Origin of the sequence: Citrobacter sp. ANG330, assembly GCF_047467925.1 — a bacterium.
GTDB classification, from domain to species: domain Bacteria; phylum Pseudomonadota; class Gammaproteobacteria; order Enterobacterales; family Enterobacteriaceae; genus Citrobacter_A; species Citrobacter_A amalonaticus_G.
Map to the genome: position 1 here is coordinate 715848 of NZ_JASJUI010000001.1, position 24751 is coordinate 740598.

Genomic DNA, 24751 nt, shown 5'->3' on the forward strand with positions numbered 1-24751 from the left:
TAATCAATTTTATTTTTAAGCCAGTTCGCCGTAACCTTTTGCCCATAAAAGAGGAGAAGGCAATGACAGAACTCACCTTAACGAATCATCGTCGAACAATGTGGCATTTTATTCCTGGGCTTGCCCTGAGCGCAGTGATTACCGGGGTGGCCTTATGGGGTGGTTCCATTCCCGCCGTGGCGGGGGCCGGGTTCAGCGCCCTCACGTTAGCCATTTTAGTGGGGATGGTGATTGGCAACACCGTCTATCCGCAGATCTGGAAAAGCTGTGACGGTGGCGTCCTGTTTGCCAAGCAACATTTATTACGCCTGGGGATCATCCTCTACGGCTTTCGCCTCACCTTTGCGCAGATTGCTGACGTAGGTGTCAGCGGCATTCTGATCGACATCCTGACGCTGTCCAGCACCTTTATGCTGGCCTGCTTTCTGGGTCAGAAAGTCTTTGGACTGGATCGCCAGACCAGTTGGCTGATCGGCGCGGGCAGCAGTATTTGCGGCGCGGCGGCGGTACTGGCGACGGAACCGGTCGTGAAAGCTGAGGCCAGCAAAGTCACGGTCGCCGTCGCGACGGTGGTGATCTTCGGGACAATGGCGATTTTCCTCTACCCGGCGATGTATCCGCTGCTGGCGCACTTGTTTAGCCCGGAAACGTACGGCATCTTTATTGGTTCCACCATGCATGAAGTTGCCCAGGTTGTGGCGGCAGGACATGCGATCAACCCGGACGCCGAAAACGCAGCGGTGATTGCCAAAATGCTGCGCGTCATGATGCTGGCTCCGTTCCTTATCTTTATGGCGGCGCGTGTTAAACAACTGTCACCGGCCAGCGGTGGGGAAAAAAGCAAAATCACTATTCCGTGGTTTGCCATCCTGTTCATCGTGGTTGCGATTTTCAACTCGTTCCACCTGTTACCGCAGTCAGTCGTGAATATGCTGGTCACGCTGGATACGATACTGCTGGCCATGGCAATGGCAGCTCTGGGGCTGACCACGCATGTCAGCGCGTTGAAAAAAGCGGGAGCAAAACCGCTATTGATGGCGCTGGTGCTGTTCATCTGGCTGATTGTCGGCGGTGGTGTGATTAACGTACTGGTCCAGCACGTTATTGCATAATTCGCTACATCCTTACCCTGTTAACCCGCTATGATTGGCAAGATTCAATTTTCGGATACACAACTCCTCCAGGCTGTATCTGGCGGGTTAACAGGAGTCTTTAATGAAATACATCGGAGCACACGTCAGCGCGGCTGGCGGGCTGGCAAATGCCGCAATTCGCGCCGCTGAAATCGAGGCAACCGCGTTTGCACTCTTCACCAAAAATCAGCGTCAATGGCGCGCCGCGCCTCTCACCGCGCAAATCATCGATGACTTTAAAGCCGCCTGTGAGAAATACCGCTTCACTTCCGCCCAGATCCTGCCGCACGACAGCTATCTGATCAACCTGGGTCACCCCGTCAGCGACGCGCTGGAAAAATCCCGCGATGCGTTTCTTGATGAAATGCAGCGCTGCGAACAGCTCGGCTTATCCCTGCTTAACTTCCACCCGGGCAGCCATCTGATGCAAATATCGGAAGACGAGTGTCTGGCGAAAATTGCCGAGTCAATCAACATCGCCCTTGATCAGACGAAAGGCGTGACCGCAGTGATTGAAAATACCGCCGGTCAGGGCAGTAATCTCGGATTCAAATTTGAACACCTTGCCGCCATCATCGACGGTGTGGAAGATAAATCCCGCGTTGGCGTATGCATCGACACCTGCCACGCATTCGCCGCAGGCTATGATTTACGCTCCGCCGACGAATGCGAAAAAACCTTTGCCGAATTTGAACGTATCGTCGGCTTTCAGTATCTGCGCGGTATGCACCTCAACGATGCCAAGAGTGCCTTTGGCAGCCGGGTCGACCGCCACCACAGTCTCGGTGAAGGCAACATTGGTCATGACGCGTTTCGTTGGATCATGCAGGACGCCCGTTTCGACGGTATTCCGCTGGTGCTGGAAACCATCAATCCCGACATCTGGGGGGAAGAGATTGCCTGGCTGAAAGCGCAGCAGACTGAAAAAGCGGTGGCGTAATCATGAACGACAGGGAAAAACAGATACTCAAAATTCTGCGTCGCAATCCGCTGATTCAACAAAACGAAATTGCCGACATTTTGCAGATCAGCCGTTCACGCGTAGCCGCGCACATCATGGATCTGATGCGGAAAGGGGCGATCAAAGGGAAAGGCTATATTCTGACGGAACAGGCCTATTGCGTGGTGGTAGGGGCAATTAACATGGATATACGCGGCATGGCGGATATTCACTACCCGCAGGCCGCGTCCAATCCAGGCAGCATCCACTGTTCTGCGGGCGGCGTCGGGCGCAATATCGCGCATAATCTCGCCCTGCTGGGTCGCGATGTGCATCTGATTTCCGCTGTCGGCAGTGATTTTTACGGCGAGACGCTGCTGGAGCAAACACGTCAGGCAGGCGTCAATATCTCCAGTTGCATTCGCCTGCACGGGCATAACACCTCAACTTATCTCTCCATCGCCAATCAGCAGGAAGAGACGGTGCTGGCAATTAACGATACCCACATCCTGCAACAGCTGACGCCGCAGTTGCTGAACAGCTCGCGGGATTTAATCCGTCACGCCGGGGTGGTGCTGGCGGACTGTAACCTGACGCCGGAAGCCATCGAATGGGTCTTTACGGTTGCAGATGATATTCCGGTGTTCATTGATACCGTTTCCGAGTTCAAGGCGACGAAGGTAAAAACCTGGTTTACGCGCATCCATACGCTGAAACCGACGCAAAGAGAGCTGGAGATCTTATGGGGCCAGCCCATCAACAGCGACGCCGACAGACTCAGCGCGGTGAATGCCCTTCATCAACAGGGCATTCAGCAGATTTTCGTCTGTCTGGAAGATGAGTCAGTCTTTTGTAGCGAGAAAGATGGCGAGCAATTCTTGCTCACGCCGCCCGCGCATACGGTGGTCGACAGCTTCGGCGCCGACGACGGCTTTATGGCCGGACTGATTTATTGTTTTCTGGAAGGGAGCGATTTTCGTGAAAGCGCAAATTTCGCGATGGCCTGTGCGGCCCTGTCACGCGCCAGCGTCAGTATCAACAACCCCACCCTTTCCGCTGATAATGCGCTGTATCTGTTAAAAACAAGCCAGAACTGAACTCAATACTGGAAGGCGACGCGGCCTACAGGCCCCATCCCTGTAGGCCGGAAAACGCACAGCGTCGCCATCCGGCAATCTCAATGGCTACGCTAAACCGATAAAGAACCCGGCAATGGTCGCACTCATCAGGTTAGAGAGCGTGGCCGCCGCCAGCGCCCGCATCCCCAACTGGGCGATTTCCGGCGCACGCTGAGGCGAGATGGCAGAGAACGCCCCAACCACCACACCAATGGAACCAAAGTTGGCAAACCCACACAGCGCAAAAGAGATAATGGCGATGGTTTTCACATCCAGGGTGCCGCCATCCTGCAAATAAGGCGAGAGGTTGAGGTAAGCGACAAATTCGTTAATCGCCAGCTTCTGCCCAATCAGGCTCCCTGCCAGGGTGGCATCGCTCCAGTCAACGCCCATGATCCACGCCAGCGGGGCTAACACCCAGCCGAAAATCCCTTCCAGCGTCGCATGACCATAGCCGAACCAGCCGCCGACACCGCCGATAATGCCGTTAATCAGCGCGATAATTGCGACAAACGCCATAACCACCGTTGCCACGCCTGCGGCAATTTTCAGCCCGGTCATCGCACCGCTTGCCGCCGCTTCGATAATGCTTTTTGGCGGCGTCTCGGTGAAAGAGAGGTTTTCGAAGGTGACTTTTGACTCTTCCGTTGCCGGACTCAGAATACGGGCAAACAGGATCCCGCCAGGAATCGCCATCAACGAGGCTGCCAGCAGATAATCAATCGGCACGCCCATCCCGGCGTAGCCAATCATCATCGAGCCCGCAATCGAGGCCATCCCGCTACAGATCGCGGTAAACAGTTCATTGCGATTCAGGCGGTCGATAAACGGCTTCACAATCGCCGGGATCTCGTTTTGCCCGAGGAAAATCGTTGTAACCGCCACAAAAGATTCAATCTTACTGATATTCAGGGCCTTCTGGAAAATCCCACCCAGAATGCGGATCAACAGCCCCATCACGCCAATGTAGTACAGCAGGCTGATGAGCGCGGTGACAAATATAATCGCCGGGAGCACGCGGAAGGCAAAAATGAACCCGGCGCCGTCAAACAGCACATCCATTTTTGGCCCAACCAGAGAGCCAAAAATAAAGGCACTGCCCGCGTCACTGTAGGACATGACCTTATGCACGCCCAGCGCGGCCTGCTCAACCAACCATTTACCCGGCGGGAAATAAAGCATGATCCCGCCAATTGCGATTTGCAGTACCAGCGCAGCACCTACGGTACGTAAGCTAATGCGCTTTTTATTCACCGACAGTAAATAGGCGATCACCAGCAGCACCGCCATACCCACAACACTTCTCATTATATCCATAATGATTTCCCTTCATGCCAGGAAACCCGGCGCGAAGCCAGGTTTTGGTGGTTTCGGGCGACCGCACGCTGCCCGTTCATTTCAATCAGGCGAGACGTTGATACTCCTTCGCTATCTCGCAGGCCAGTACGGCGTTGTTAAACACCAGTTGAATGTTCGACTTCAGGCTATCGCCGCCGGTTAATTCAGCTACGCGCGCCAGCAGGAATGGTGTGCTCGCTTTGCCGATAACGCCCTGCTCTTCCGCTTCCCGGACGGCCTGGTCAATCGCCGCGTTGATTTTCTCTTCCGCCATGGCGTAGGCTTCCGGAATCGGGTTGGCGACCACCAGCCCGCCGTTCAGGCCGGTTTGCCATTTCACAGCCATTGCACGCGCAATTTCCCTGGCGCTGTCGAGACGGATACTGACCTCAAACGGGCTGGTACGGCAGAAAAATGCCGGTAACGCGGTGGTCTGATAACCAATTAACGGCACCCCGAACGTTTCCAAATATTCGGTGGTTAAACCTAAATCGAGAATAGATTTTGCGCCGGCGCACACCACGGTCACATTGGTATGGGCGAGTTCCTGAAGATCGGCGGAAATATCAAATGTATGTTCCGCACCGCGATGAACGCCGCCAATTCCTCCAGTGGCAAAAACTTTAATTCCCGCAAGCGCGGCAATAATCATGGTCGAGGCGACAGTGGTCGCGCCATTTTTTCCGGCAGCGACGACAAACGGTAAATCACGACGACTGACTTTAGCGACGCTATGTCCTTCGCGACCTAATAATTCAATTTCTTCTTTACTTAACCCGACTTTCATTACCCCGCCAATAATGGCAATGGTTGCCGGTACGGCGCCGTGTTTACGAATAGTTTCTTCAACTTCAATTGCCGTCTGCGCATTTTGTGGAAAAGGCATACCATGAGAAATAATCGTCGACTCAAGCGCAACAATCGGTTTATTACTGTTAATGGCGTCCTGGACTTCTGGCGAAATATGCAGTAATTCAGAGGAAAGCGTTAATTCAGACATTCTGTGTTCTCCACAAGGGTGTTAACGTTCGCAACAGATAATTCAGGGTTGTTGGTATATTCGCTGGCCAGTGCCATGGAGGAACAACCCTGCGCAAATCGAATGGAATCAATAAATGGCATGTCATCAACCCAGCAGGAAGCGAGTCCCGCCATCATGGCATCACCCGCCCCGGTAACGTTGACCACATGGGTTTTTATCGGCAACGACCAGCCGCTGTCACCGCCTTTTTCACTGTAATAGACGCCATCGCCACCCATACTCAGCACCAGGCGATACAGTCCACGCGCATGGAACCAGGCGGCGACTTTCACAACATCTTCGCGCCCTGACAGCGCAATGCCACTGAGGGTTTCCGCTTCAAGGCGGTTGGGTTTGAGGGTATGAATTTGCCCTAATCGCTCGCGGATTTTGACGCATTTCCATGCCGATACCGGGTCAACAAACACCGGAACATCTCCTGTGTTATCCAGTAACCAGGCCAGTGTCTGCTCACTGATATTACAATCCGCCACAATGACTTTTGCGCCACGGATAAAATCAACGTGCTGTGCCAGAAACGCTTCTGAAATATGCTCAGTAATACTCATATCATTGATTGCTACCAGCATTTCACCGGTATTATCGAGAAGCGATAAATAACTTGAAGTATTTTCGCCGGCAACAATCAGGCAATTATCCACATGCACACCCGATTGATTCGTCTGCGCCAGTAATGATTGCCCATAGAAATCATTGCCAACCGCTGTCATTAGCCATGAATTTTTCCCGAGCAGGGCAAGATTATGAGCGATATTGCGACCAACGCCACCCGGCGTAAATTTAATTTTCCCAGGGTTCGAGTCCGCATAATTTAAGGATGCATGCGAATATCCTGCAACGTCCATATTGGCGGAACCAATCGTGATGATGTATTCCTTTTCGCGCATAGCACATCTCCTGGTATGAAAATACCATGACAATGAGATCGTTAAGACTATTCACGGCTCAGATAAAATTATTAGAGCACATGTTTACATTCGAACATGTGTTCATAGTAAGCTCGTTTTTATAAAAGTAAACGCACTGGCAAGGGCAAAAACCGCCAGACATGAACAGAATCACAATTTTTTATAGATACAGTTTGCAACGGAGAAAAAAGTTGCGAGGAAGGGCACAAAACGAAAATAAAAAAAGGGCAGAGAAATCTCTGCCCTGGTATGACACGCCGATGGCGTTATGCCGCTTTAGCAACAACTTCCGCTTCCGGGCGTTTCAGGAAAGCATAAGCCAGGCCTGCGACCAGCGTACCGGCGACAATGGCAATCAGGTATCCCAACACCGGAGTAATCGCCCCTGGGATCAGCAGAACAAACAGACCGCCATGCGGTGCCATCAGTTTTGCACCGACCGCCATGGAGATAGCCCCCGTCAACGCACCACCGACGATACAGCACGGCAGAACACGCATTGGGTCGCGTGCGGCGAAAGGAATGGCCCCTTCAGTGATAAAGCACAGACCGAGTACCAGCGCCGCTTTCCCCCCTTCCTGTTGCGCCTTGTCGAATTTACGACGCGCTACAATGGTCGCCAGACCGAGCGCCAGCGGTGGCACCATGCCCGCCGCCATAATGGCCGCCATTGGCGCATAGGTTTGGGTACTCAGCAGACCGACGCCAAACGCGTATGCCGCTTTGTTCACCGGGCCGCCCATATCGGTACACATCATCCCGCCGAGGATCGCGCCCAGCAGCACCGCATTCGCCGTTCCCATGGTTTGCAGCCAGTGTGTTAACCCTTCGAGGATACCCGCCACTGGTTTACCGATAAGGTAGATCATGGCCAGACCCACTACGAGGCTGGAAATCAACGGAATGATCAGGATCGGTTTCAGCGCTTCCATACTCTGCGGCAGCTTCAGCTTCGTGCTGATGGCCTTCGCCACATAGCCTGCAAGGAAACCGGCAATGATCCCGCCAATAAAACCAGAGCCCGTGCTGACGGCGAGCATACCGCCGATAAGACCTGGCGTCAGACCCGGACGGTCAGCAATCGAGAAGGCAATGTATCCCGCCAGAACCGGCACCATCAGCGCAAAGGCTGAACCGCCGCCAATCTGCATCAGCGCGGCCGCCAGCGTCCCTTCCACTTTGAATGCTTCAATACCAAAGGCAAAGGAAAGCGCGATACACAGACCGCCGGCAACCACCATGGGCAGCATGTAGGAAACGCCCGTCAGCAGGTGACGATATGCGCCTGCGCTCTCTTTTTTCCCTTCATTCGCCGCAGCCTGCGCTTTGCCGGTAGGCTCATATACCACGGCTTGCGTCACGGCGTTATCCAGTTCCTGCGCGGTTTTCTTCAGCGCCAGTCCGGTTGAGGTACGGTACATGGGCTTACCGGCAAATTTCGCCAGATCCACTTCAATGTCTGCCGCCACAATCACCAGATCCGCCTGTGCCACTTCTTCCGGTGTAATGGCATTGCCCGCGCCCACAGAACCACGGGTTTCGACTTTCACCCACCAGCCGCGTTTTTTCGCTTCGGTTTCGATCGCTTCCGCCGCCATAAAGGTATGCGCGACGCCGGTCGGACACGCCGTCACGGCCACAACGCGTTTCGGACCGCTGGTTGTGGCAACAGGCGCTGCGGCAACCGGTGCGCTGTAAAGCTTCGCATGATCTTTGGCTTCGCTGAGAAACAGTTCCGGGTGCGCAACGGCCCGGGCAATATCACCCAGCCAGACTTTTTTGCCGTTCAACGCGTTGTCATTAGGGATGGCATCGGCCAGTACGATCGCCAGTTCAGCGTCATTTGGATTGTCGATGATATCCAGATTTGCTTTATGCGCCGCCGCACCGAGCAGAGTTTTCGCCATGTAAGCGCGAGCCTGCCCAAGGTTAGCGTCAATAATCAGCAGCGTTTTCATTATGCCTCTCCTGCTGTCAGTTAAACGGTTGTAAGTCGACACGCGCCATCATTGCGGCCAACTGTGGACGATCGGTAATACCGACATTGCTCTGACTGACCGCCAGCGCAGCGACAGCGGTCGCCAGACGCAGCGTATGTTCGCTGGATTCACGCATCAGCAGACCGTAAATCAGGCCGCCAACCATCGAATCCCCGGCGCCCACGGTGCTGACCACGTCAACCGAAGGCGGTTTGGCGAGCCATTCTCCCGAGGCGTTCACCCACAGCGCACCTTCTGCCCCCAGGGAGATCACCACATGTGCAATACCTTGCTCACGTAACGCATGCGCGGCCTCAATCACATCTTTCATTTCAGGCAGCTTGCGGCCGGCCCAGATTTCCAGTTCGCGGCGGTTCGGTTTCACCAGCCACGGCGCGGCTTTCAGTCCTGCAACCAGGGCTTCGCGGCTACTATCAAAGATAATGCATGGGCACTGACTGCGCAGGCGGGTCATCCAGTCGGTGAAGGCTTCCGGACTCACGCCGGATGGCAGACTGCCGCTGACGCACACCATGTCGAACTGACCCAACCAGCTCAGGGAATCATTCACAAAACGCTCCCAGTCGGCAGGCGTGACCTCAAAACCGGAGAAGTTAAAGTCAGTGACTTCACCGTCTTTTTCCGTCAGCTTAACGTTGATACGGGTACGCCCCTGCACCACCTGAAAGCGGTTAGCAATTCCCAGTTCGCTGAACAACTGCTGAAAACCGTCCTGGTTATCTTTGCCGAGGAAACCGCCGACCGTCACGTCGATCCCGAGATCTTTCAGCACCTTGGCGACATTGATCCCTTTCCCCGCCGCGTGCAGACCGGTCGTTTTCACCAGGTTAACTTCACCGCGCTCAATTTCAGGACAGAACCCTACCAGATCGTAAGCCGGGTTTAGCGTGATGGTCGCAACACGTCTGCTCATTACGCGCCCTCCCCAAGACCGGCAGCGATGGCATCGCCAATCGCTTTCAGCGCCTGTTCAGCATCAGCTCCCTGCGCTGTAAAACGCAGGCGATGTCCTTTCTTCACGCCCAGCGCTACCACTTTCATCAGACTACGTCCATTTGCCGGTTTGCCGGTTCCATCAAGGTTTGCCACGGTAATTTCACTGTTAAATTGTTTAATCGTATTGACCAGCATGGTCCCTGGGCGGGCATGCAGTCCGTGCTCATTGCGAACCACAAACTCGGCGTTCAGCACGTCATCCGTCAGTGCGTCATCGCTGGTCAGCAACGCCAGAACGGTCGCCGCGTCGGCGTTCAGCAGACGGTCAGCTTTCGTCTCCAGCAGCAGATCGCCCAGACGCTTCAGCACTGCCACGGGCTGGTCGTCAGCCATGGCAACAGTCACCAGCAGTGCGGCTTTTTCGCCCTGAACGTCAAAAGCATTTGCCGCACGACTCACCGCCACGGCACTGCGCAGGTTGCCTTCAGCACTGTCGCTCAACCAGATCCCCTGACCCAGGTTCATCGGCTGTTCGTTAATCACTTTCGCGACAAACGCGGCATCGACCGCGCCCGCCTCTTTCAGACGCGCCGCATTCAACGCCTGCAACGTCACTAAATCGGTCGCGACGACATCCAGCATCAGCGTGTCGTTGTCGAGCTTCAGCTGCTCACTTTGCTTTTCACCCATCAGCAACGCACGCAGCTCTTCAGCCGTGGTCGCTGACTTAAGCTGTTCAGCCACGGAGTCATCGCTCAGCACGTGTGTCAGCTGACGCAGCAGACCAAGGTGCTCATCGGAGCTGGCGGCGATGCCAATCGCCACATAAGCCACCTGACCGTCACCCCAGGTTACGCCCTGCGGGAACTGAAAAACCTGAACGCCGGTTTTCAGCACCTGATCGCGGGTGTCGGTGGTGCCGTGCGGAATCGCAATCCCGTTGCCAAGAAAAGTGGACGTCTGCTGCTCGCGAGCTAGCATGCCCTCTACGTAGCCGTCCGCTACGTTACCGGCCTGCACTAACGCAGCGGCAACCTGACGGATGGCTTCCTGTTTGTCTCCGGCCTGCTCGCCCGGATGAATGTCCTGAACGGATAACTGAAACATGGTTCTCCTCTCCTGCTGAATTGAAACGATTCAGCTTGCATGAGAAAAAAGACGCTATACGGTTCCTTCAACTGAGACTCGACAGCGCTGAAACGTTTCAAGAAGTCTTGCGCTTTCTGCTTCAGCACGCAAGAAAAGTTGCATTTTTGATCGCAAAATTTAGAAGCAATGCACATTTTTGCCTCATCAACGGTATGTTGCTGAAGTCAATGCGGCACTATTTCGCTTAGGGTTCAGCAGCGTCAGCTAGCAACATAGACAGAGTGAAATGCCATTTTGATTTTTCGTGGCAATTTGATTTAGGCATCTGTTTATTTCTCACTAAGCGGCGTAAACTCCGCGTCTCATCACACTACTGATATCCAAACATGCACAACACCCCCGCTGCCGCCTCGCCAAAAGCGTTTGACCTGACGTCTACGGCTTTCCTGATTGTCGCCTTTCTCACCGGCATCGCCGGTGCCCTACAGACGCCGACACTGAGCCTTTTTCTGACCGATGAAGTCCATGCACGTCCCGGCATGGTCGGCTTCTTTTTTACCGGCAGTGCGGTGATCGGCATCCTGGTGAGCCAGTTTCTGGCGGGTCGTTCAGATAAAAAAGGCGATCGCAAAAAGCTGATCGTCTTCTGCTGTGTGCTGGGCATGCTGGCGTGCGTGTTATTTGCCTGGAATCGTAACTATTTTATTTTGCTGTTTGTCGGGGTGTTTCTCAGCAGTTTTGGTTCGACCGCCAACCCGCAAATGTTTGCCCTTGCCCGCGAACATGCTGACCGCACAGGCCGTGAAGCGGTGATGTTCAGCTCCATACTGCGCGCCCAGGTTTCACTTGCGTGGGTGATTGGCCCGCCGCTGGCTTACGCGCTGGCAATGGGCTTCAGCTTTACGGTGATGTACCTCAGTGCTGCGGTGGCGTTTGTGGTTTGCGGCGTGATGGTGTGGTTTTTCTTACCCTCAATGCGCAAAGAAACCGGGCTGGCGACGGGTACGCTGGAAGCACCACGTCGAAATCGTCGGGATACCCTGCTGCTGTTTGCAATTTGTACCTTAATGTGGGGAACCAACAGCCTGTATATCATTAATATGCCGTTGTTTATTATTAATGAGCTGCATCTGCCGGAGAAACTGGCGGGTGTGATGATGGGGACAGCAGCCGGGCTGGAAATCCCGACGATGCTGATTGCGGGATACTTCGCGAAGCGTCTGGGTAAACGCCTGCTGATGTGTATTGCGGTGGCTGCCGGTTTTTGCTTTTACGCAGGTATGCTGGTCGCGCACTCCCCGGTAGTGCTGTTGGGCTTACAACTGCTGAACGCTATCTACATTGGTATTCTCGGCGGCATCGGTATGCTCTATTTTCAGGATCTGATGCCCGGTCAGGCGGGTTCAGCCACCACGCTTTACACTAATACTATCCGCGTCGGCTGGATTATCGCCGGGTCACTGGCGGGTATTGCCGCTGAAATCTGGAACTATCATGCCGTTTTCTGGTTTGCACTGGTGATGATTATCGCCACCATGGCCTGTCTGACGCGCATTAAGGATGTTTAGGGCGCGGTTAGCGCTTCCAGGTCAATAAGCCAGGTCATCGCCTCGTCGCGATTTGTTAAGCACATTTCCGGGGACGGTTTGAGACTGCGACAGACATTGGGGCGCAGGCTGGAGCCAAAAATACGGCACAGGTTGTCATCTGAGAGCTGGACGCACCTCACGTTTGCTGGCTTTCCCTGCGGCATGCCGGGGATAGGACTAGAAATAGAAGGGGCAATACAACACGCCCCACAATCCGGACGGCATTCCATAATCTGACTCTCTTTATTGTGACCCCCGGACAGGTGCGCACAGTACCACCTTTTTTGCACCAGCTAAAGGTGAATTCCGCTTGCCTGAATGACCCGGCGCGAGTAGTTTGACGCGATAATTTAGCTAATCTCTAATACAGGATCTTTTCGATGCCAAGAGCGAACGAAATCAAAAAAGGTATGGTACTGAATTACAACGGCAAGCTGCTGATTGTGAAAGATATCGATATTCAGTCCCCGACTGCCCGTGGCGCGGCAACGCTGTACAAAATGCGTTTTTCCGATGTCCGTACCGGTCTGAAAGTGGAAGAGCGTTTCAAGGGCGACGACATTGTGGATACCGTCACTCTGAGCCGCCGTGGTGTCGACTTTTCCTATATCGATGGCAACGAATACGTGTTCATGGATAAAGAAGATTACACGCCTTACACCTTCACCAAAGATCAGATTGAAGAAGAGCTGCTGTTTATGCCGGAAGGCGGGATGCCGGATATGCAGGTACTGACCTGGGATGGCCAGTTGCTGGCGCTCGAACTGCCGCAGACCGTTGATCTGGAAATCGTGGAAACCGCCCCTGGTATCAAAGGCGCTTCAGCCAGCGCGCGCAACAAACCGGCGACGCTGAGTACCGGTCTGGTTATTCTGGTTCCAGAATACCTGAGCGCCGGAGAGAAAATCCGTATTCATATTGAAGAGCGCCGCTATATGGGCCGTGCGGATTAACTTTCGTTTGGACGTAAGAAAGGACAGCCGACGCTGTCCTTTGAGAGTGATGACAAACCTCACCACAACACAGGATAAATAGAGATCACCTCATTAAAAACCAGGAAAATCAATTGATTGATTTTCGGCTGATAGCCACAAAGAAGGAAAAACCACGTTTTTTCCTTCTTTGTCACCAGTCTGAAAGGACAGCCGCCGCTGTCCTTTCTTTTATTTGCGATCTTACAGCAGGTCGCGGAACTGGGTCATTTTCAGTGCTAACTCAACACCGCGTACTTCCGCCAGCCCTTTGAGACGGCCAATAGCGGAATAGCCCGGGTTGGTTTTCTTATGCAGATCGTCCAGCATCTGGTGACCGTGATCCGGACGCATCGGAATCGGACGTAAATCGCCGGCCTTCTTACGGCGCTGCTCTTCGGTCAGAATCGCCGATACCACCGCCACCATGTTCACATCTCCCTGCAAGTGCGCGCCTTCATGGAAGGTTTTCGGGTTCTCTTCGCGACACGTCGAGCGCAGATGCGTAAAGTGGATACGATCGCCAAAGGTTTCGATCATTTTCACCAGATCGTTATCGGCGCGAACGCCGTAAGACCCGGTGCACATGGTGAAACCGTTGTAAATGCTGTCGACGGTCTCTTTCAGCCACTGCATATCTTCAATGGTAGAGACAATGCGCGGTAACCCAAGAATCGGACGCGGCGGATCGTCAGGATGCACCGCCAGGCGGACGCCGACTTCTTCAGCCACCGGCACAATCGCGCGCAGGAACACCGCCATATTGTTGCGCAGATCGTCTTTACTGATACCGTCATATTCAGCCAGACGCGCGCGGAACTGATCGAGGGTGTAGCCCTCTTCCGCGCCTGGCAGACCGGCAATAATATTGCGGGTCAGTTTTTCAATATCCGTGTCGCTCATGGCATTGAAGTAAGCCAACGCCTGACGCTGTTCTTCTTCGCTATAGTCCGCTTCCGCTCCCGCACGCTTGAGAATATGCAACTCAAAAGCGGCAAACGCTATCTGATCGAAACGCAGCGCTTTCGAGCCGTCCGGCAGTTCGTATTCGAGATCGGTGCGCGTCCAGTCCAGAATCGGCATGAAGTTATAACAGACGGTGTCGATGCCGCAGGCCGCCAGGTTGCGGATGCTCTGCTGATAATTCGCAATCCAGGTCTGATATTGACCGGAGCGGGTCTTGATCTCTTCATGAACCGGAATACTTTCGACAACCGACCAGGTTAACCCTTTTTCCGCCAGAATCGCCTGACGTTTTTTTATCTCGTCGACCGGCCATACTTCTCCGTTCGGAATGTGGTGCAATGCCGTTACAACGCCCGTTGCGCCAGCCTGACGCACATCATCAAGTGATACCGGATCGTTAGGTCCGTACCAACGCCAGGTTTGTTCCATTGCTTTACCTCACAAAGTTGTTATACCAAATTAGCGAACCTGAATGACGACTACCATACAGGCTTCTGCTCAGCGATCAATAAAGGGGAGATGATTGATTGATCCAGCTCACATTACCCGGATAAATTCGGCTTACCAATTTAATTTGTTGTCATATAACTTTACACTGGTGTTGTTAATTTATGGTTAATCAGGTGTGTAATAAATGACTACAATTGCCTCAGCAATATTGCCGGATGGCGTACAAACGCCACGCTATGACCGCCAGCAACTGAAAACTCGCATAGTGCATTTCGGTTTTGGTGCCTTTCATCGTGCGCATCAGGCATTACTAACCGATCGGGTGCTGAACGCCCAGGGCGGAGACTGGGGAATTTGTGAAATCAGCCTGTTCAGCGGCGACACGTTGATGCGTCAACTCCGCGAGCAGGATCATTTATACACCGTGCTGGAAAAAGGCGCAGACGGCAATCAGGCGATTATCGTCGGTGCCGTCAACGAATGCCTGAATGCGAAACTCGATTCGCTCGCCGCTATAATCGAAAAATTCTGCGAACCTCAGGTGGCGATTGTCTCGCTGACCATCACTGAAAAAGGATATTGCATCGATCCAGCAACCGGCGCGCTGGACTTGACGAATCCGCGCATTGTTCACGACCTGCAATCGCCTGATGAACCTCATTCTGCGCCCGGTATTCTGGTGGAAGCGCTGTCACGTCGGCAGGCACGCGGGCTGGCGCCTTTCTCCGTGCTCTCCTGCGACAACATTCCTGATAACGGTCACGTGGTGAAAAACGCCGTGCTGGGGATGGCGGAAAAGCGCTCGCCCGCACTGGCAGACTGGATCCGTGAACACGTAAGCTTCCCCGCCACGATGGTCGACCGTATCGTTCCCGCCGCGACGGAAGAGTCGCTGGCTGAAATCACTCGCGAACTGGATGTAGCCGATCCTTGTGCGATCAGCTGCGAGCCATTCATTCAATGGGTGATTGAAGACAATTTTGTCGCCGGTCGTCCCGCATGGGAAGCGGCAGGTGTACAAATGGTCAGCGATGTGCGCCCCTGGGAAGAGATGAAATTGCGGATGCTTAATGGCAGCCACTCGTTTCTCGCTTATCTTGGTTATCTTGCCGGATTTCAGCATATTAATGAGTGTATGCAGGACAGCGCGTTCCGCGAAGCCGCGTACCGACTGATGATGGACGAACAGGCGCCGACACTCACTATTACCGGCGTAGATTTAACCGGCTACGCGCAAAGCCTGATTGAACGCTTTGCGAATCCGGCGCTGAAGCATAAAACCTGGCAAATCGCGATGGACGGTAGTCAGAAACTGCCGCAGCGGATGCTGGCGGGTATTCGTCTCCATCTGGAGCGCGAAAGCGCATGGCCATTACTGGCGCTGGGCGTGGCGGGATGGATGCGCTATGCCAGCGGCGTGGATGATGCCGGCGCGGCCATTGACGTTCGTGATCCGCTGAGCGATAAAATCCGCGCAATGGTCGCTGTCAGTACTGAGGACCAGCGTGTCGCGGCCCTGCTCTCTTTACAGGAAGTTTTTGGTAACGACCTCCCGCACAATCCTGCGTTTGTCCAGACGATAGAAGCCGCCTGGCAGCGCATCGCGCAACACGGTGCGCATCATGCAGTAATCGAGACGTTAAAAAGTTAACAATTTCTGCCATTAAGACGAACGAAGCCTGTCTTCGTTCGTCCCGCCCTTCTCTTTTTCACTTTTTTTCGCCAGGATTAATGGAAACCGTTACGGCACATCATTCTGGAGCAGGCGTGACCAAAACTAACCTCATCACCGGTTTCCTCGGCAGCGGAAAAACTACATCGATTCTTCACCTGTTAGCGCACAAAGACCCCGCCGAAAAATGGGCAGTACTGGTCAATGAATTCGGTGAGGTCGGCATCGACGGCGCCCTGCTCGCAGAAGGTGGCGCGTTGATCAAAGAGATCCCCGGCGGCTGCATGTGCTGTGTGAACGGCCTGCCGATGCAGGTTGGACTGAATACATTGTTACGCCAGGGAAAACCAGACCGGCTGCTGATTGAACCAACGGGACTGGGACATCCAAAGCAGATCCTCTCCCTCCTCACCGCGCCGGTGTATGAACCCTGGATCGATCTTCGCGCCACGCTGTGCGTTCTTGATCCACGCGGATTGCTGGATGAAAAAATCGTCACCAATGAAAACTTCCGCGACCAGTTAGCGGCGGCAGATATCATTGTGGCGAATAAAACCGATCGCGCAACGGCGGAAAGTGAACGCGCCCTGCAGGCCTGGTGGCAACAGTTCGGCGGTCATCGGCAGTTAGTGCAGGCTACGCACGGTCAGATTGACGGACAGTTGCTCGATTTACCGCGTCTCAACCTGGCTGAACTGCCCACCAGCGCAGCGCATTCGCACAGCCATCCAGAGAAGCGAGGACTGGCGGCGCTCAGCCTGCCAACACAGCAACGCTGGCGTCGTAGCCTCAACAGCGGCCAGGGGCATCAGGCCTGCGGCTGGATTTTCGATGCCGATACCGTATTTGACACCATCGGGCTGCTGGAATGGGCTCGTCTGGCGCCGGTTGGCCGGGTGAAGGGCGTTATGCGTATTCCGGAAGGCCTCGTGCGAATTAATCGTCAGGGTGAAGATCTGCACATTGAAACGCAGAACGTCGCGCCGCCGGACAGTCGTATTGAACTGATTTCCAGTACCGAGGCAGACTGGAATACGTTGCAGAGCGCATTGTTGAAGCTTCGTTTAGCTGAACACGCGTAAGGTTGCCTGCGATTTATTGAACAGTGAACGCTTTGAATATGAAAATCCGGTTACCCCTGATACTTTTGCTGAATGTTGCCGGTCTGGCTTTGTTCATGAGCTGGTATATGCCCGTGAAACATGGATTCTGGTTCCCCATTGACGCCGGCATTTTTCACTTCTTTAACCAGAAACTGGTCGAGAGCCAGACTTTCCTGTGGCTGGTCGCTATCACCAATAACCGGGCGTTTGACGCCTGTTCCCTGTTGGCGATGGGCTGTCTGATGCTGAGTTTCTGGCTGAAAGAGACCCCTGCAGGTCGCCGTCGTATTGTCATCATCGGTCTGGTGATGTTGCTTACCGCCGTGATTCTGAACCAGGCCGGTCAGGCGCTATTGCCCGTTAAACGCGCCAGTCCGACGCTCAGCTTCGATAATATTTATCGCGTCAGTGAGTTGCTGCATATTTCAACGAAGGATGCGTCCAAAGACAGTTTCCCTGGCGATCACGGGATGATGCTGCTTATTTTCGCCGCGTTTATGCTGCGCTATTTCGGAAAAACCGCAGGATTTATCGGCCTTATTATTGTTGTGGTTTTTGCGTTCCCGCGTGTCATGATCGGCGCTCACTGGTTCACCGATATCGCCGTCGGTTCATTAACCGTGGTTCTAATTGGCCTGCCCTGGTGTCTCCTGACACCGTTAAGCGATCGCCTTATCACGCTTTTCGACAATTATCTTCCCGGCAAAAACAAACAAATCTTAAACAAATAACCCACAGTTATTAACATCATCAGGGTTTATTCTTACGCCCTGATGATGCGTTAAGATAAATTATTCATCTCATCGTCTTTATTTAGTCATAACATTACCTTTGAGAATGAATGGGTTGCCTGTTTTTCCACCATTTTGCGTTTAAATTGACCAATCCCGTTTATTCACTTTCTGTATCACATTTTCTTATTAAAATTCAGATAAAATCACTCGCCAAGCCAGTGGCGATCGGGTAACCTCGAACTCGTTTTGCCTCGCTGGGTTATTATTCTCTTCGCGAATAAATTTGTGCGTTCTGCCACAGTTTTGCGCTTAAAGAATTGTCTCATTGTGCGCAGGTAATTAGTCTCGTCACGTTTGGCATTTTTTATAACGATATTTATCGTTAAGGACTTCAAGGGAAAACAAACAAAATGGTCAAATCTCAACCGATCTTGAGATATATCTTGCGCGGGATTCCCGCGATAGCAGTCGCGGTACTGCTTTCTGCATGTAGCACTACCACAAACACCGCAAAGAACACGCATTCTGAGACGCTTGGTGTGAATCAAGAAGCTTCCTCACTGCAAGCTTCTCAGGATGAATTTGAGAGTATGGTGCGTAACCTCGATGTTAAATCGCGGATTATGGATCAATATGCTGACTGGAAAGGCGTGCGCTATCGTCTCGGTGGCAACTCTAAAAAAGGTATTGATTGTTCCAGCTTTGTACAGCGTACATTCCGTGAACAATTTGGTTTAGAGCTCCCACGCTCCACCTACGAGCAACAGGAAACGGGTAAATCGGTTTCACGCACTAATCTGCGTACCGGCGATCTGGTTCTGTTCCGTGCAGGTTCGACAGGCCGTCATGTTGGTATTTACATTGGCAACAACCAGTTTGTTCATGCCTCTACCAGCAGCGGTGTCATTATTTCCAGCATGAACGAGCCATACTGGAAGAAGCGCTACAACGAAGCGCGTCGGGTTCTGAGCCGCAGTTAATCGTTTAGTTGCTATCCCTTGGCAGCCCTGACGAGACAAAACGAAAAGCATCGCTTCGGCGGTGCTTTTTTTTTGCTTCCCTTTAAGCCCTTGTGGAAAAGCATGACTCGCTGAAGCAATCCAGGCTATAGTCTTGTTATTCCATCATATTTATCATCAACCACACTCGCAGGGTAAAGTCAGGCATTATGATTACACGCGCCTTAACAACCGGTCGAAAAATCGCGCTTACCTGCCTGGTTACCGGGGTTGTGGTTGCTATTGTGATCAGTAGCCTGCAATTTGTCATGGCCTGGCATAAGCGGGAAGTTAAATACGACACGCTGATTTCTGATATTGAGCATTACCTGGTCAGTTATTTCGCCGATCTCAAAAGTACCAGCGATATCCTTCAGCCGTTGACCCTAAATACCTGTAAACAAGTCGGGGCGGAACTCACTTCTCGCGCCGCGTTTAGTCTGAACGTTCGCGCCTTTTTGCTGGTTAAAGATAAGAAAGCATTTTGCTCATCGGCAACCGGAGGCATGGATGCGTTGCTAACTGAACTGGTCCCCAGTATCGATATTAATAAAGATATCGATATGGCGATTATTCCGGGAACGCCGATGATGCCCAATAAACCCGCGATGGTGATTTGGTATCGTAATCCCCTGATGGTGAATAGCGGCGTTTTCACTTCCCTGAATATCAACCTCACGCCATATCTTTTGTATACCGCCCGGCAGGAAGACTTTGACGGGATAGCCATCATCGTCGGCAACACCGCATTATCGACCTTTTCTGACCATCTGCTCACCGTGGATGAACTCAACGGTTCACCGGAGCGCGAAGCGAAAATTCGCGGTGTGCCGATGACGATCAGGCTATACGCCACCAACTGGACCTGGCCCGACTTGTGGTATGCCCTGCTCCTCGGCGGAATGGGAGGCATCATTGCGGGTTTACTCTGCTACTACATCATGAGCATCCGCTTACGCCCCGGGAAGGAGATCCTCACCGCGATTAAACGCGATCAATTCTACGTGGTCTATCAACCTGTCGTGGATACACAGTCGCTGAAGGTCACCGGGCTGGAGGTGTTACTGCGCTGGAAACACCCAACGGCCGGAGAAATCCCGCCTGATGCGTTTATTCATTACGCTGAAGCCCAGCGCATGATTGTGCCGCTGACCCAGCATCTGTTTAAACTGGTGGCGCGAGACGCCCCTACGCTGCAAAAAATCCTCCCCGTCGGCGCTAAGTACGGTATCAATATTGCACCCGATCACCTGCACAGCAGCAGTTTTAAGAACGACATACGCCAGTTAGCCGCCGCGATGCCGCCCAATCACTTCCAGATCGTGCTGGAAATTACCGAACGAGACATGCTCCAGCAACATGAGGCTTCACAGTTATTTGAATGGCTGCACGCCGCCGGTTTCGAAATTGCAATAGATGACTTCGGTACAGGCCACAGCGCACTCATCTATCTGGAACGCTATACCCTGGATTATCTGAAAATCGATCGCGGATTTATTAATGCTATTGGTACAGAAACCGTCACCTCACCGGTGCTGGATGCCGTACTGACACTCGCCAGGCGCCTCGATATGATGACCGTCGCGGAAGGGGTGGAAACGCCTGAACAGGCAAAATGGCTGCATGAACACGGTGTTCGCTTCCTTCAGGGCTACTGGATTAGCCGTCCGATGCCGCTCGATGAATTTGTCCAGTGGGTTTCGCAACCGCACACGCTGAAATGGTAAAGCGCTGACACGTGGATTCACAACAGACACCTCCTGCCCTATTATTCAGACATAAGAGTGACCTGCGCAGGCGGGTAAGGTATAGAAGGAATCCCTTTGCAGATAATCGTTCGCATATTGTTGCTGTTTGTCATGTTGATGAGCGCAAGCGCCCAGGCGCAAACGATCAAAGAGAGCTATGCCTTCGCGGTACTGGGAGAGCCTAAATACGCATTCAACTTTGATCATTTCGATTACGCCAATCCCGCCGCCCCCAAAGGGGGTCAGCTAACGCTCTCCGCACTCGGTACTTACGACAATTTTAACCGCTATGCCCTGCGCGGTAATCCCGGTGCCCGTACCGAACAACTTTACGACACCCTGTTTACCACGTCCGATGACGAGCCCGGCAGCTATTATCCGCTGATCGCCGAGAGCGCCCGTTACGCGGAGGATTATTCGTGGGTTGAAATCGCAATCAATCCCCGCGCCCGCTTTCATGATGGCTCCCCCATCATGGCCAAAGATGTCGCTTTCACTTTCAACAAGTTTATGACCGAAGGCGTGCCGCAGTTTCGTCTGGTCTATAAAGGCACAACGGTTAAAGCCATTGCCCCGCTGACCGTACGTATGGAGCTCGCAAAGCCAGGTAAAGAGGATATGCTCAGTCTGTTCTCATTACCCGTGATGCCGCAAGCCTACTGGAAAGATCATAAGCTCAGCGATCCGTTGTCCAGACCTCCGCTGGGCAGCGGCCCTTACCGCATTAGTCAATGGAAGATGGGTCAGTATATTGTCTATACGCGTGTGAAGGATTACTGGGCGGCGAATCTGCCAGTGAACCGCGGTCGATGGAATTTCGACACTATCCGCTACGACTATTATCTCGATGACAACGTGGCCTTTGAAGCCTTTAAGGCCGGTGCGTTTGATTTACGTCTGGAGAACGACGCCAAAAACTGGGCAACACGCTATATCGGCAAAAATTTTGATAATCAGTACATCATCAAAGATGAACAGAAAAATGAATCGGCGCAAGACACGCGCTGGCTGGCATTCAACACACAGCGCCCCGTGTTCGGCGACCGTCGCGTCCGTGAAGCCGTGACGCTGGCATTTGATTTTGAGTGGATGAATAAAGCGCTGTTCTACAACGCCTGGAGCCGGGCCAACAGCTATTTCCAGAACACCGAATATGCTGCCCGAAACTACCCGGATGCAGCTGAACTGGTCCTGCTTGCGCCAATGAAAAAGGATCTGCCGCCGGAAGTCTTCAGCCAGATTTATCAGCCTCCCGTGTCCAAAGGTGACGGTTACGATCGGGAAAACCTGTTAAAAGCAGATACCTTACTGAAAGAGGCTGGCTGGGAACTGAAAGGTCAGCAGCGGATCAACACCGCGACGGGTAAACCGCTGAGCTTTGAACTGCTTATTTCCGCCGCCAGCAACAGCCAGTGGGTTCTGCCCTTCCAGCATAATCTCCAGCGTCTGGGGATTACGATGACCATTCGCCAGGTGGATAACTCACAACTCACCAATCGCCTGCGCAGCCGGGACTACGACATGATGCCGACCCTGTGGCGGGCGATGCCGTGGCCCAGTTCCGATCTGCAAATCTCCTGGGCATCTGAATACATCGACTCAAGCTATAACGCCGCCGGCGTGAAAAGTCCTGTGATCGACAACCTTATCAATCAAATCATCGCGGCAAAGGGTGATAAAAACAAACTGCTGCCGCTTGGGCGTGCGCTCGACCGCGTGCTGACCTGGAATTACTACATGTTGCCAATGTGGTATATGGCGCAAGACCGACTGGCCTGGTGGGATAAATTCTCCCGTCCAGCCATTCGTCCGATTTATACCCTCGGTCTGGATACCTGGTGGTATGACGTGAACCGGGCGGCGAAGTTGCCTGCATCCAGAAGGCAGGGAGAATAAATGGGCGCCTACCTGATTCGCCGTTTGTTGCTGGTTATCCCGACGCTCTGGGCGATCATCACCATCAACTTTTTTATCGTGCAAATTGCACCCGGCGGCCCGGTCGATCAGGCGATTGCCGCCATCGAGTTTGGACAAACGAGCGCGCTACCCGGCGCCGGGAGCGAAGGCGTTCGCGCCAGCCATGCCCGAACCGGGGTCGGAAATATCAGCGACAGTCACTACCGAGGAGGACGCGGACTTGATCCGGAAGTGATTGCTGAAATCACCCAACGCTACGGTTTCGATAAACCACTGCACGAGCGCTATTTCACCATGTTGTGGAATTATATCCGTTTCGATTTCGGCGACAGCCTGTTTCGTAGCGCTTCGGTACTGACGCTCATCAAGGAGAGCCTGCCGGTGTCGGTCACGCTGGGGCTGTGGAGTACGCTCATCATCTATCTGGTGTCGATTCCATTAGGGATCCGTAAAGCCGTGCATAATGGCAGTCGGCTCGACGTCTGGAGCAGCGCGTTTATTATCATCGGCTACGCTATCCCGGCGTTTCTGTTTGCCATACTGCTGATTGTCTTCTTTGCTGGTGGCAGTTATTACGACCTCTTCCCGCTGCGTGGTCTGGTCTCGGCGAATTTTGACACGCTGCCCTGGTATCAGAAGGTAACCGACTATCTGTGGCACATCACTTTACCCGTCCTGGCGACGGTCATCGGCGGGTTTGCCGCGCTGACCATGTTGACCAAAAATTCCTTTCTCGATGAAGTACGCAAGCAGTATGTCGTCACTGCCCGTGCCAAAGGGGTAAGTGAAGGGAATATCCTGTGGAAACACGTTTTTCGCAACGCCATGCTGCTGGTGATTGCCGGTTTTCCGGCCACCTTTATCAGCATGTTTTTTACCGGCTCGCTGCTGATCGAAGTGATGTTTTCTCTCAACGGTCTGGGGCTATTAGGCTATGAGGCGACGGTGTCTCGCGACTACCCGGTGATGTTTGGCACGCTGTATATCTTCACCTTGATCGGCCTGCTGCTGAATATCCTCAGTGATATCAGCTATACGCTGGTCGATCCGCGCATTGATTTTGAGGGACGTTAATGGTCCATTTAAGCCCCGTCAATCAGGCCCGCTGGGCGCGTTTTCGCCATAACCGTCGTGGCTTCTGGTCGTTGTGGATTTTTCTCGTGCTGTTCGGTCTGAGTCTGTGTTCTGAATTGATTGCTAACGATAAACCCCTGTTAGTGCGCTACGACGGAAGCTGGTATTTCCCGCTGGTCAAAAACTACAGTGAGAGCGATTTTGGCGGTCCGCTGGCCACCCGAGCAGATTACCAGGACCCGTGGCTGAAGCAACAACTGGAAAGCCGCGGTTGGGTCCTCTGGGCGCCAGTGCGCTTTGGCGCGAACAGCATCAACTTTGCGACTGACAAACCCTTCCCTTCCCCGCCTTCGGCACAAAACTGGCTGGGTACGGATGCCAACGGCGGCGACGTACTGGCGCGAGTGCTTTACGGCACGCGGATCTCCATACTTTTCGGCCTGATGCTAACGCTGTGTTCAAGCGTCATGGGCGTGCTGGCCGGGGCGCTACAGGGCTATTACGGCGGTAAAGTGGATTTATGGGGCCAGCGGCTTATCAAGGTCTGGTCAGGAATGCCAACGCTGTTCCTGATTATTTTGCTCTCAAGCGTCGTACAACCCAACTTCTGGTGGTTACTGGCGATTACGGTGCTGTTTGGCTGGATGAGTCTGGTAGGCGTGGTGCGTGCAGAGTTTTTACGCACGCGAAATTTTGATTATATCCGGGCGGCCCAGGCACTCGGCGTCAGCGACCGCAGTATTATTTTTCGCCATATGCTGCCCAACGCGATGGTTGCCACCCTGACCTTCTTACCGTTCATTTTATGCAGTTCCATCACCACTCTGACATCGCTCGATTTTCTTGGCTTTGGTTTACCGTTGGGTTCTCCTTCGCTCGGCGAGTTACTCCTGCAAGGCAAAAACAACCTGCAGGCGCCGTGGCTGGGTATTACTCCGTTTTTGTCGGTCGCCATTCTCCTCTCGCTACTGATCTTTATCGGCGAGGCCGTCCGTGACGCATTCGATCCCAACAAGGCGGTGTAA

Annotated in this window: 21 protein-coding genes; 13 read left to right on the plus strand and 8 right to left on the minus strand. The window is 53.3% G+C overall.

Going from position 1 to position 24751, the window contains the following annotated elements; genetic code table 11:
• Positions 1-62: 62 nt before the first annotated feature.
• From QNN88_RS03610 to QNN88_RS03620, 3 genes are all read left to right on the plus strand, one after another.
• Positions 63-1112, plus strand: coding sequence for a YeiH family protein (locus tag QNN88_RS03610; RefSeq protein WP_414238991.1), 1050 nt, complete (start codon positions 63-65; stop codon positions 1110-1112).
• 103 nt (positions 1113-1215) lie between these two features.
• A complete protein-coding gene (nfo, locus tag QNN88_RS03615) occupies positions 1216-2073 on the plus strand; it encodes a deoxyribonuclease IV (RefSeq protein ID WP_414238992.1) in 858 nt (285 codons plus the stop codon).
• Positions 2074-2075: 2 nt separating this feature from the next.
• Positions 2076-3170 (plus strand): sugar kinase, encoded by a 1095-nt coding sequence (locus tag QNN88_RS03620; protein ID WP_414238993.1) that lies wholly within the window; start codon positions 2076-2078, stop codon positions 3168-3170.
• Between the two features lie 87 nt (positions 3171-3257).
• Here QNN88_RS03620 and QNN88_RS03625 read toward each other — a convergent pair whose 3' ends face one another.
• From QNN88_RS03625 to fruB, 6 genes are all read right to left on the minus strand, one after another.
• Entirely contained in the window at positions 3258-4508 is a 1251-nt protein-coding gene (locus tag QNN88_RS03625) for a NupC/NupG family nucleoside CNT transporter (RefSeq protein WP_414238994.1), read from the minus strand.
• 85 nt (positions 4509-4593) lie between these two features.
• Positions 4594-5529, minus strand: a complete 936-nt coding sequence (locus QNN88_RS03630) for a pseudouridine-5'-phosphate glycosidase (RefSeq protein WP_414238995.1) — start codon at positions 5527-5529, stop codon at positions 4594-4596.
• Positions 5517-6458, minus strand: a complete 942-nt coding sequence (locus QNN88_RS03635; protein WP_414238996.1) for a pseudouridine kinase — start codon at positions 6456-6458, stop codon at positions 5517-5519. Before QNN88_RS03635 ends, QNN88_RS03630 begins: the two co-directional genes overlap by 13 nt.
• A 287-nt stretch (positions 6459-6745) precedes the next feature.
• Positions 6746-8437: a PTS fructose transporter subunit IIBC gene (gene fruA, locus QNN88_RS03640; RefSeq protein WP_414238997.1), complete on the minus strand. Its 1692-nt coding sequence runs from the start codon at positions 8435-8437 to the stop codon at positions 6746-6748.
• 16 nt (positions 8438-8453) lie between these two features.
• Entirely contained in the window at positions 8454-9392 is a 939-nt protein-coding gene (gene fruK / locus QNN88_RS03645) for a 1-phosphofructokinase (protein WP_042317960.1), read from the minus strand.
• Positions 9392-10522: a fused PTS fructose transporter subunit IIA/HPr protein gene (gene fruB, locus QNN88_RS03650; protein WP_414238998.1), complete on the minus strand. Its 1131-nt coding sequence runs from the start codon at positions 10520-10522 to the stop codon at positions 9392-9394. The genes fruK and fruB overlap by 1 nt, the downstream gene beginning before the upstream one ends.
• A gap of 368 nt (positions 10523-10890) precedes the next feature.
• On the opposite strand from fruB, the gene setB reads away from it, so the two are divergent.
• Positions 10891-12072 carry a sugar efflux transporter SetB gene (setB, locus tag QNN88_RS03655; protein ID WP_414238999.1) on the plus strand — a complete coding sequence of 394 codons (1182 nt, stop codon included), beginning with the start codon at positions 10891-10893 and terminating at the stop codon, positions 12070-12072.
• Here the strand turns inward: setB and QNN88_RS03660 are convergent.
• A complete protein-coding gene (locus QNN88_RS03660; protein ID WP_414239000.1) occupies positions 12069-12323 on the minus strand; it encodes a YkgJ family cysteine cluster protein in 255 nt (84 codons plus the stop codon). The two genes, setB and QNN88_RS03660, sit on opposite strands and share 4 nt — an antisense overlap.
• Before the next feature lie 150 nt (positions 12324-12473).
• On the opposite strand from QNN88_RS03660, the gene yeiP reads away from it, so the two are divergent.
• The gene (gene yeiP / locus QNN88_RS03665; RefSeq protein WP_414239001.1) at positions 12474-13046 is read left to right on the plus strand and encodes an elongation factor P-like protein YeiP; all 573 of its coding nucleotides are present in this window, start codon (positions 12474-12476) and stop codon (positions 13044-13046) included.
• A gap of 222 nt (positions 13047-13268) precedes the next feature.
• On the opposite strand, the gene uxuA is transcribed toward yeiP, so the two are convergent.
• Entirely contained in the window at positions 13269-14459 is a 1191-nt protein-coding gene (gene uxuA / locus QNN88_RS03670; protein WP_414239002.1) for a mannonate dehydratase, read from the minus strand.
• Between the two features lie 205 nt (positions 14460-14664).
• Here uxuA and QNN88_RS03675 point away from each other — a divergent pair, with 205 nt between their 5' ends.
• From QNN88_RS03675 to QNN88_RS03710, 8 genes are all read left to right on the plus strand, one after another.
• Positions 14665-16131, plus strand: coding sequence for a mannitol dehydrogenase family protein (locus tag QNN88_RS03675; RefSeq protein WP_414239003.1), 1467 nt, complete (start codon positions 14665-14667; stop codon positions 16129-16131).
• A gap of 116 nt (positions 16132-16247) precedes the next feature.
• On the plus strand, positions 16248-17234 hold the full coding sequence (locus tag QNN88_RS03680) for a CobW family GTP-binding protein (RefSeq protein ID WP_414239004.1): 987 nt from the start codon (positions 16248-16250) through the stop codon (positions 17232-17234).
• A gap of 32 nt (positions 17235-17266) precedes the next feature.
• Entirely contained in the window at positions 17267-17986 is a 720-nt protein-coding gene (locus tag QNN88_RS03685) for a phosphatase PAP2 family protein (RefSeq protein ID WP_414239005.1), read from the plus strand.
• Between the two features lie 413 nt (positions 17987-18399).
• On the plus strand, positions 18400-18969 hold the full coding sequence (gene mepS, locus QNN88_RS03690; protein WP_043000104.1) for a bifunctional murein DD-endopeptidase/murein LD-carboxypeptidase: 570 nt from the start codon (positions 18400-18402) through the stop codon (positions 18967-18969).
• Between the two features lie 188 nt (positions 18970-19157).
• On the plus strand, positions 19158-20714 hold the full coding sequence (locus tag QNN88_RS03695; RefSeq protein WP_414239006.1) for a cyclic di-GMP phosphodiesterase: 1557 nt from the start codon (positions 19158-19160) through the stop codon (positions 20712-20714).
• A gap of 102 nt (positions 20715-20816) precedes the next feature.
• Positions 20817-22631 carry an extracellular solute-binding protein gene (locus tag QNN88_RS03700; RefSeq protein WP_414239346.1) on the plus strand — a complete coding sequence of 605 codons (1815 nt, stop codon included), beginning with the start codon at positions 20817-20819 and terminating at the stop codon, positions 22629-22631.
• The gene (locus QNN88_RS03705; protein ID WP_414239007.1) at positions 22632-23726 is read left to right on the plus strand and encodes a microcin C ABC transporter permease YejB; all 1095 of its coding nucleotides are present in this window, start codon (positions 22632-22634) and stop codon (positions 23724-23726) included.
• A complete protein-coding gene (locus QNN88_RS03710; protein ID WP_414239008.1) occupies positions 23726-24751 on the plus strand; it encodes an ABC transporter permease in 1026 nt (341 codons plus the stop codon). The genes QNN88_RS03705 and QNN88_RS03710 overlap by 1 nt, the downstream gene beginning before the upstream one ends.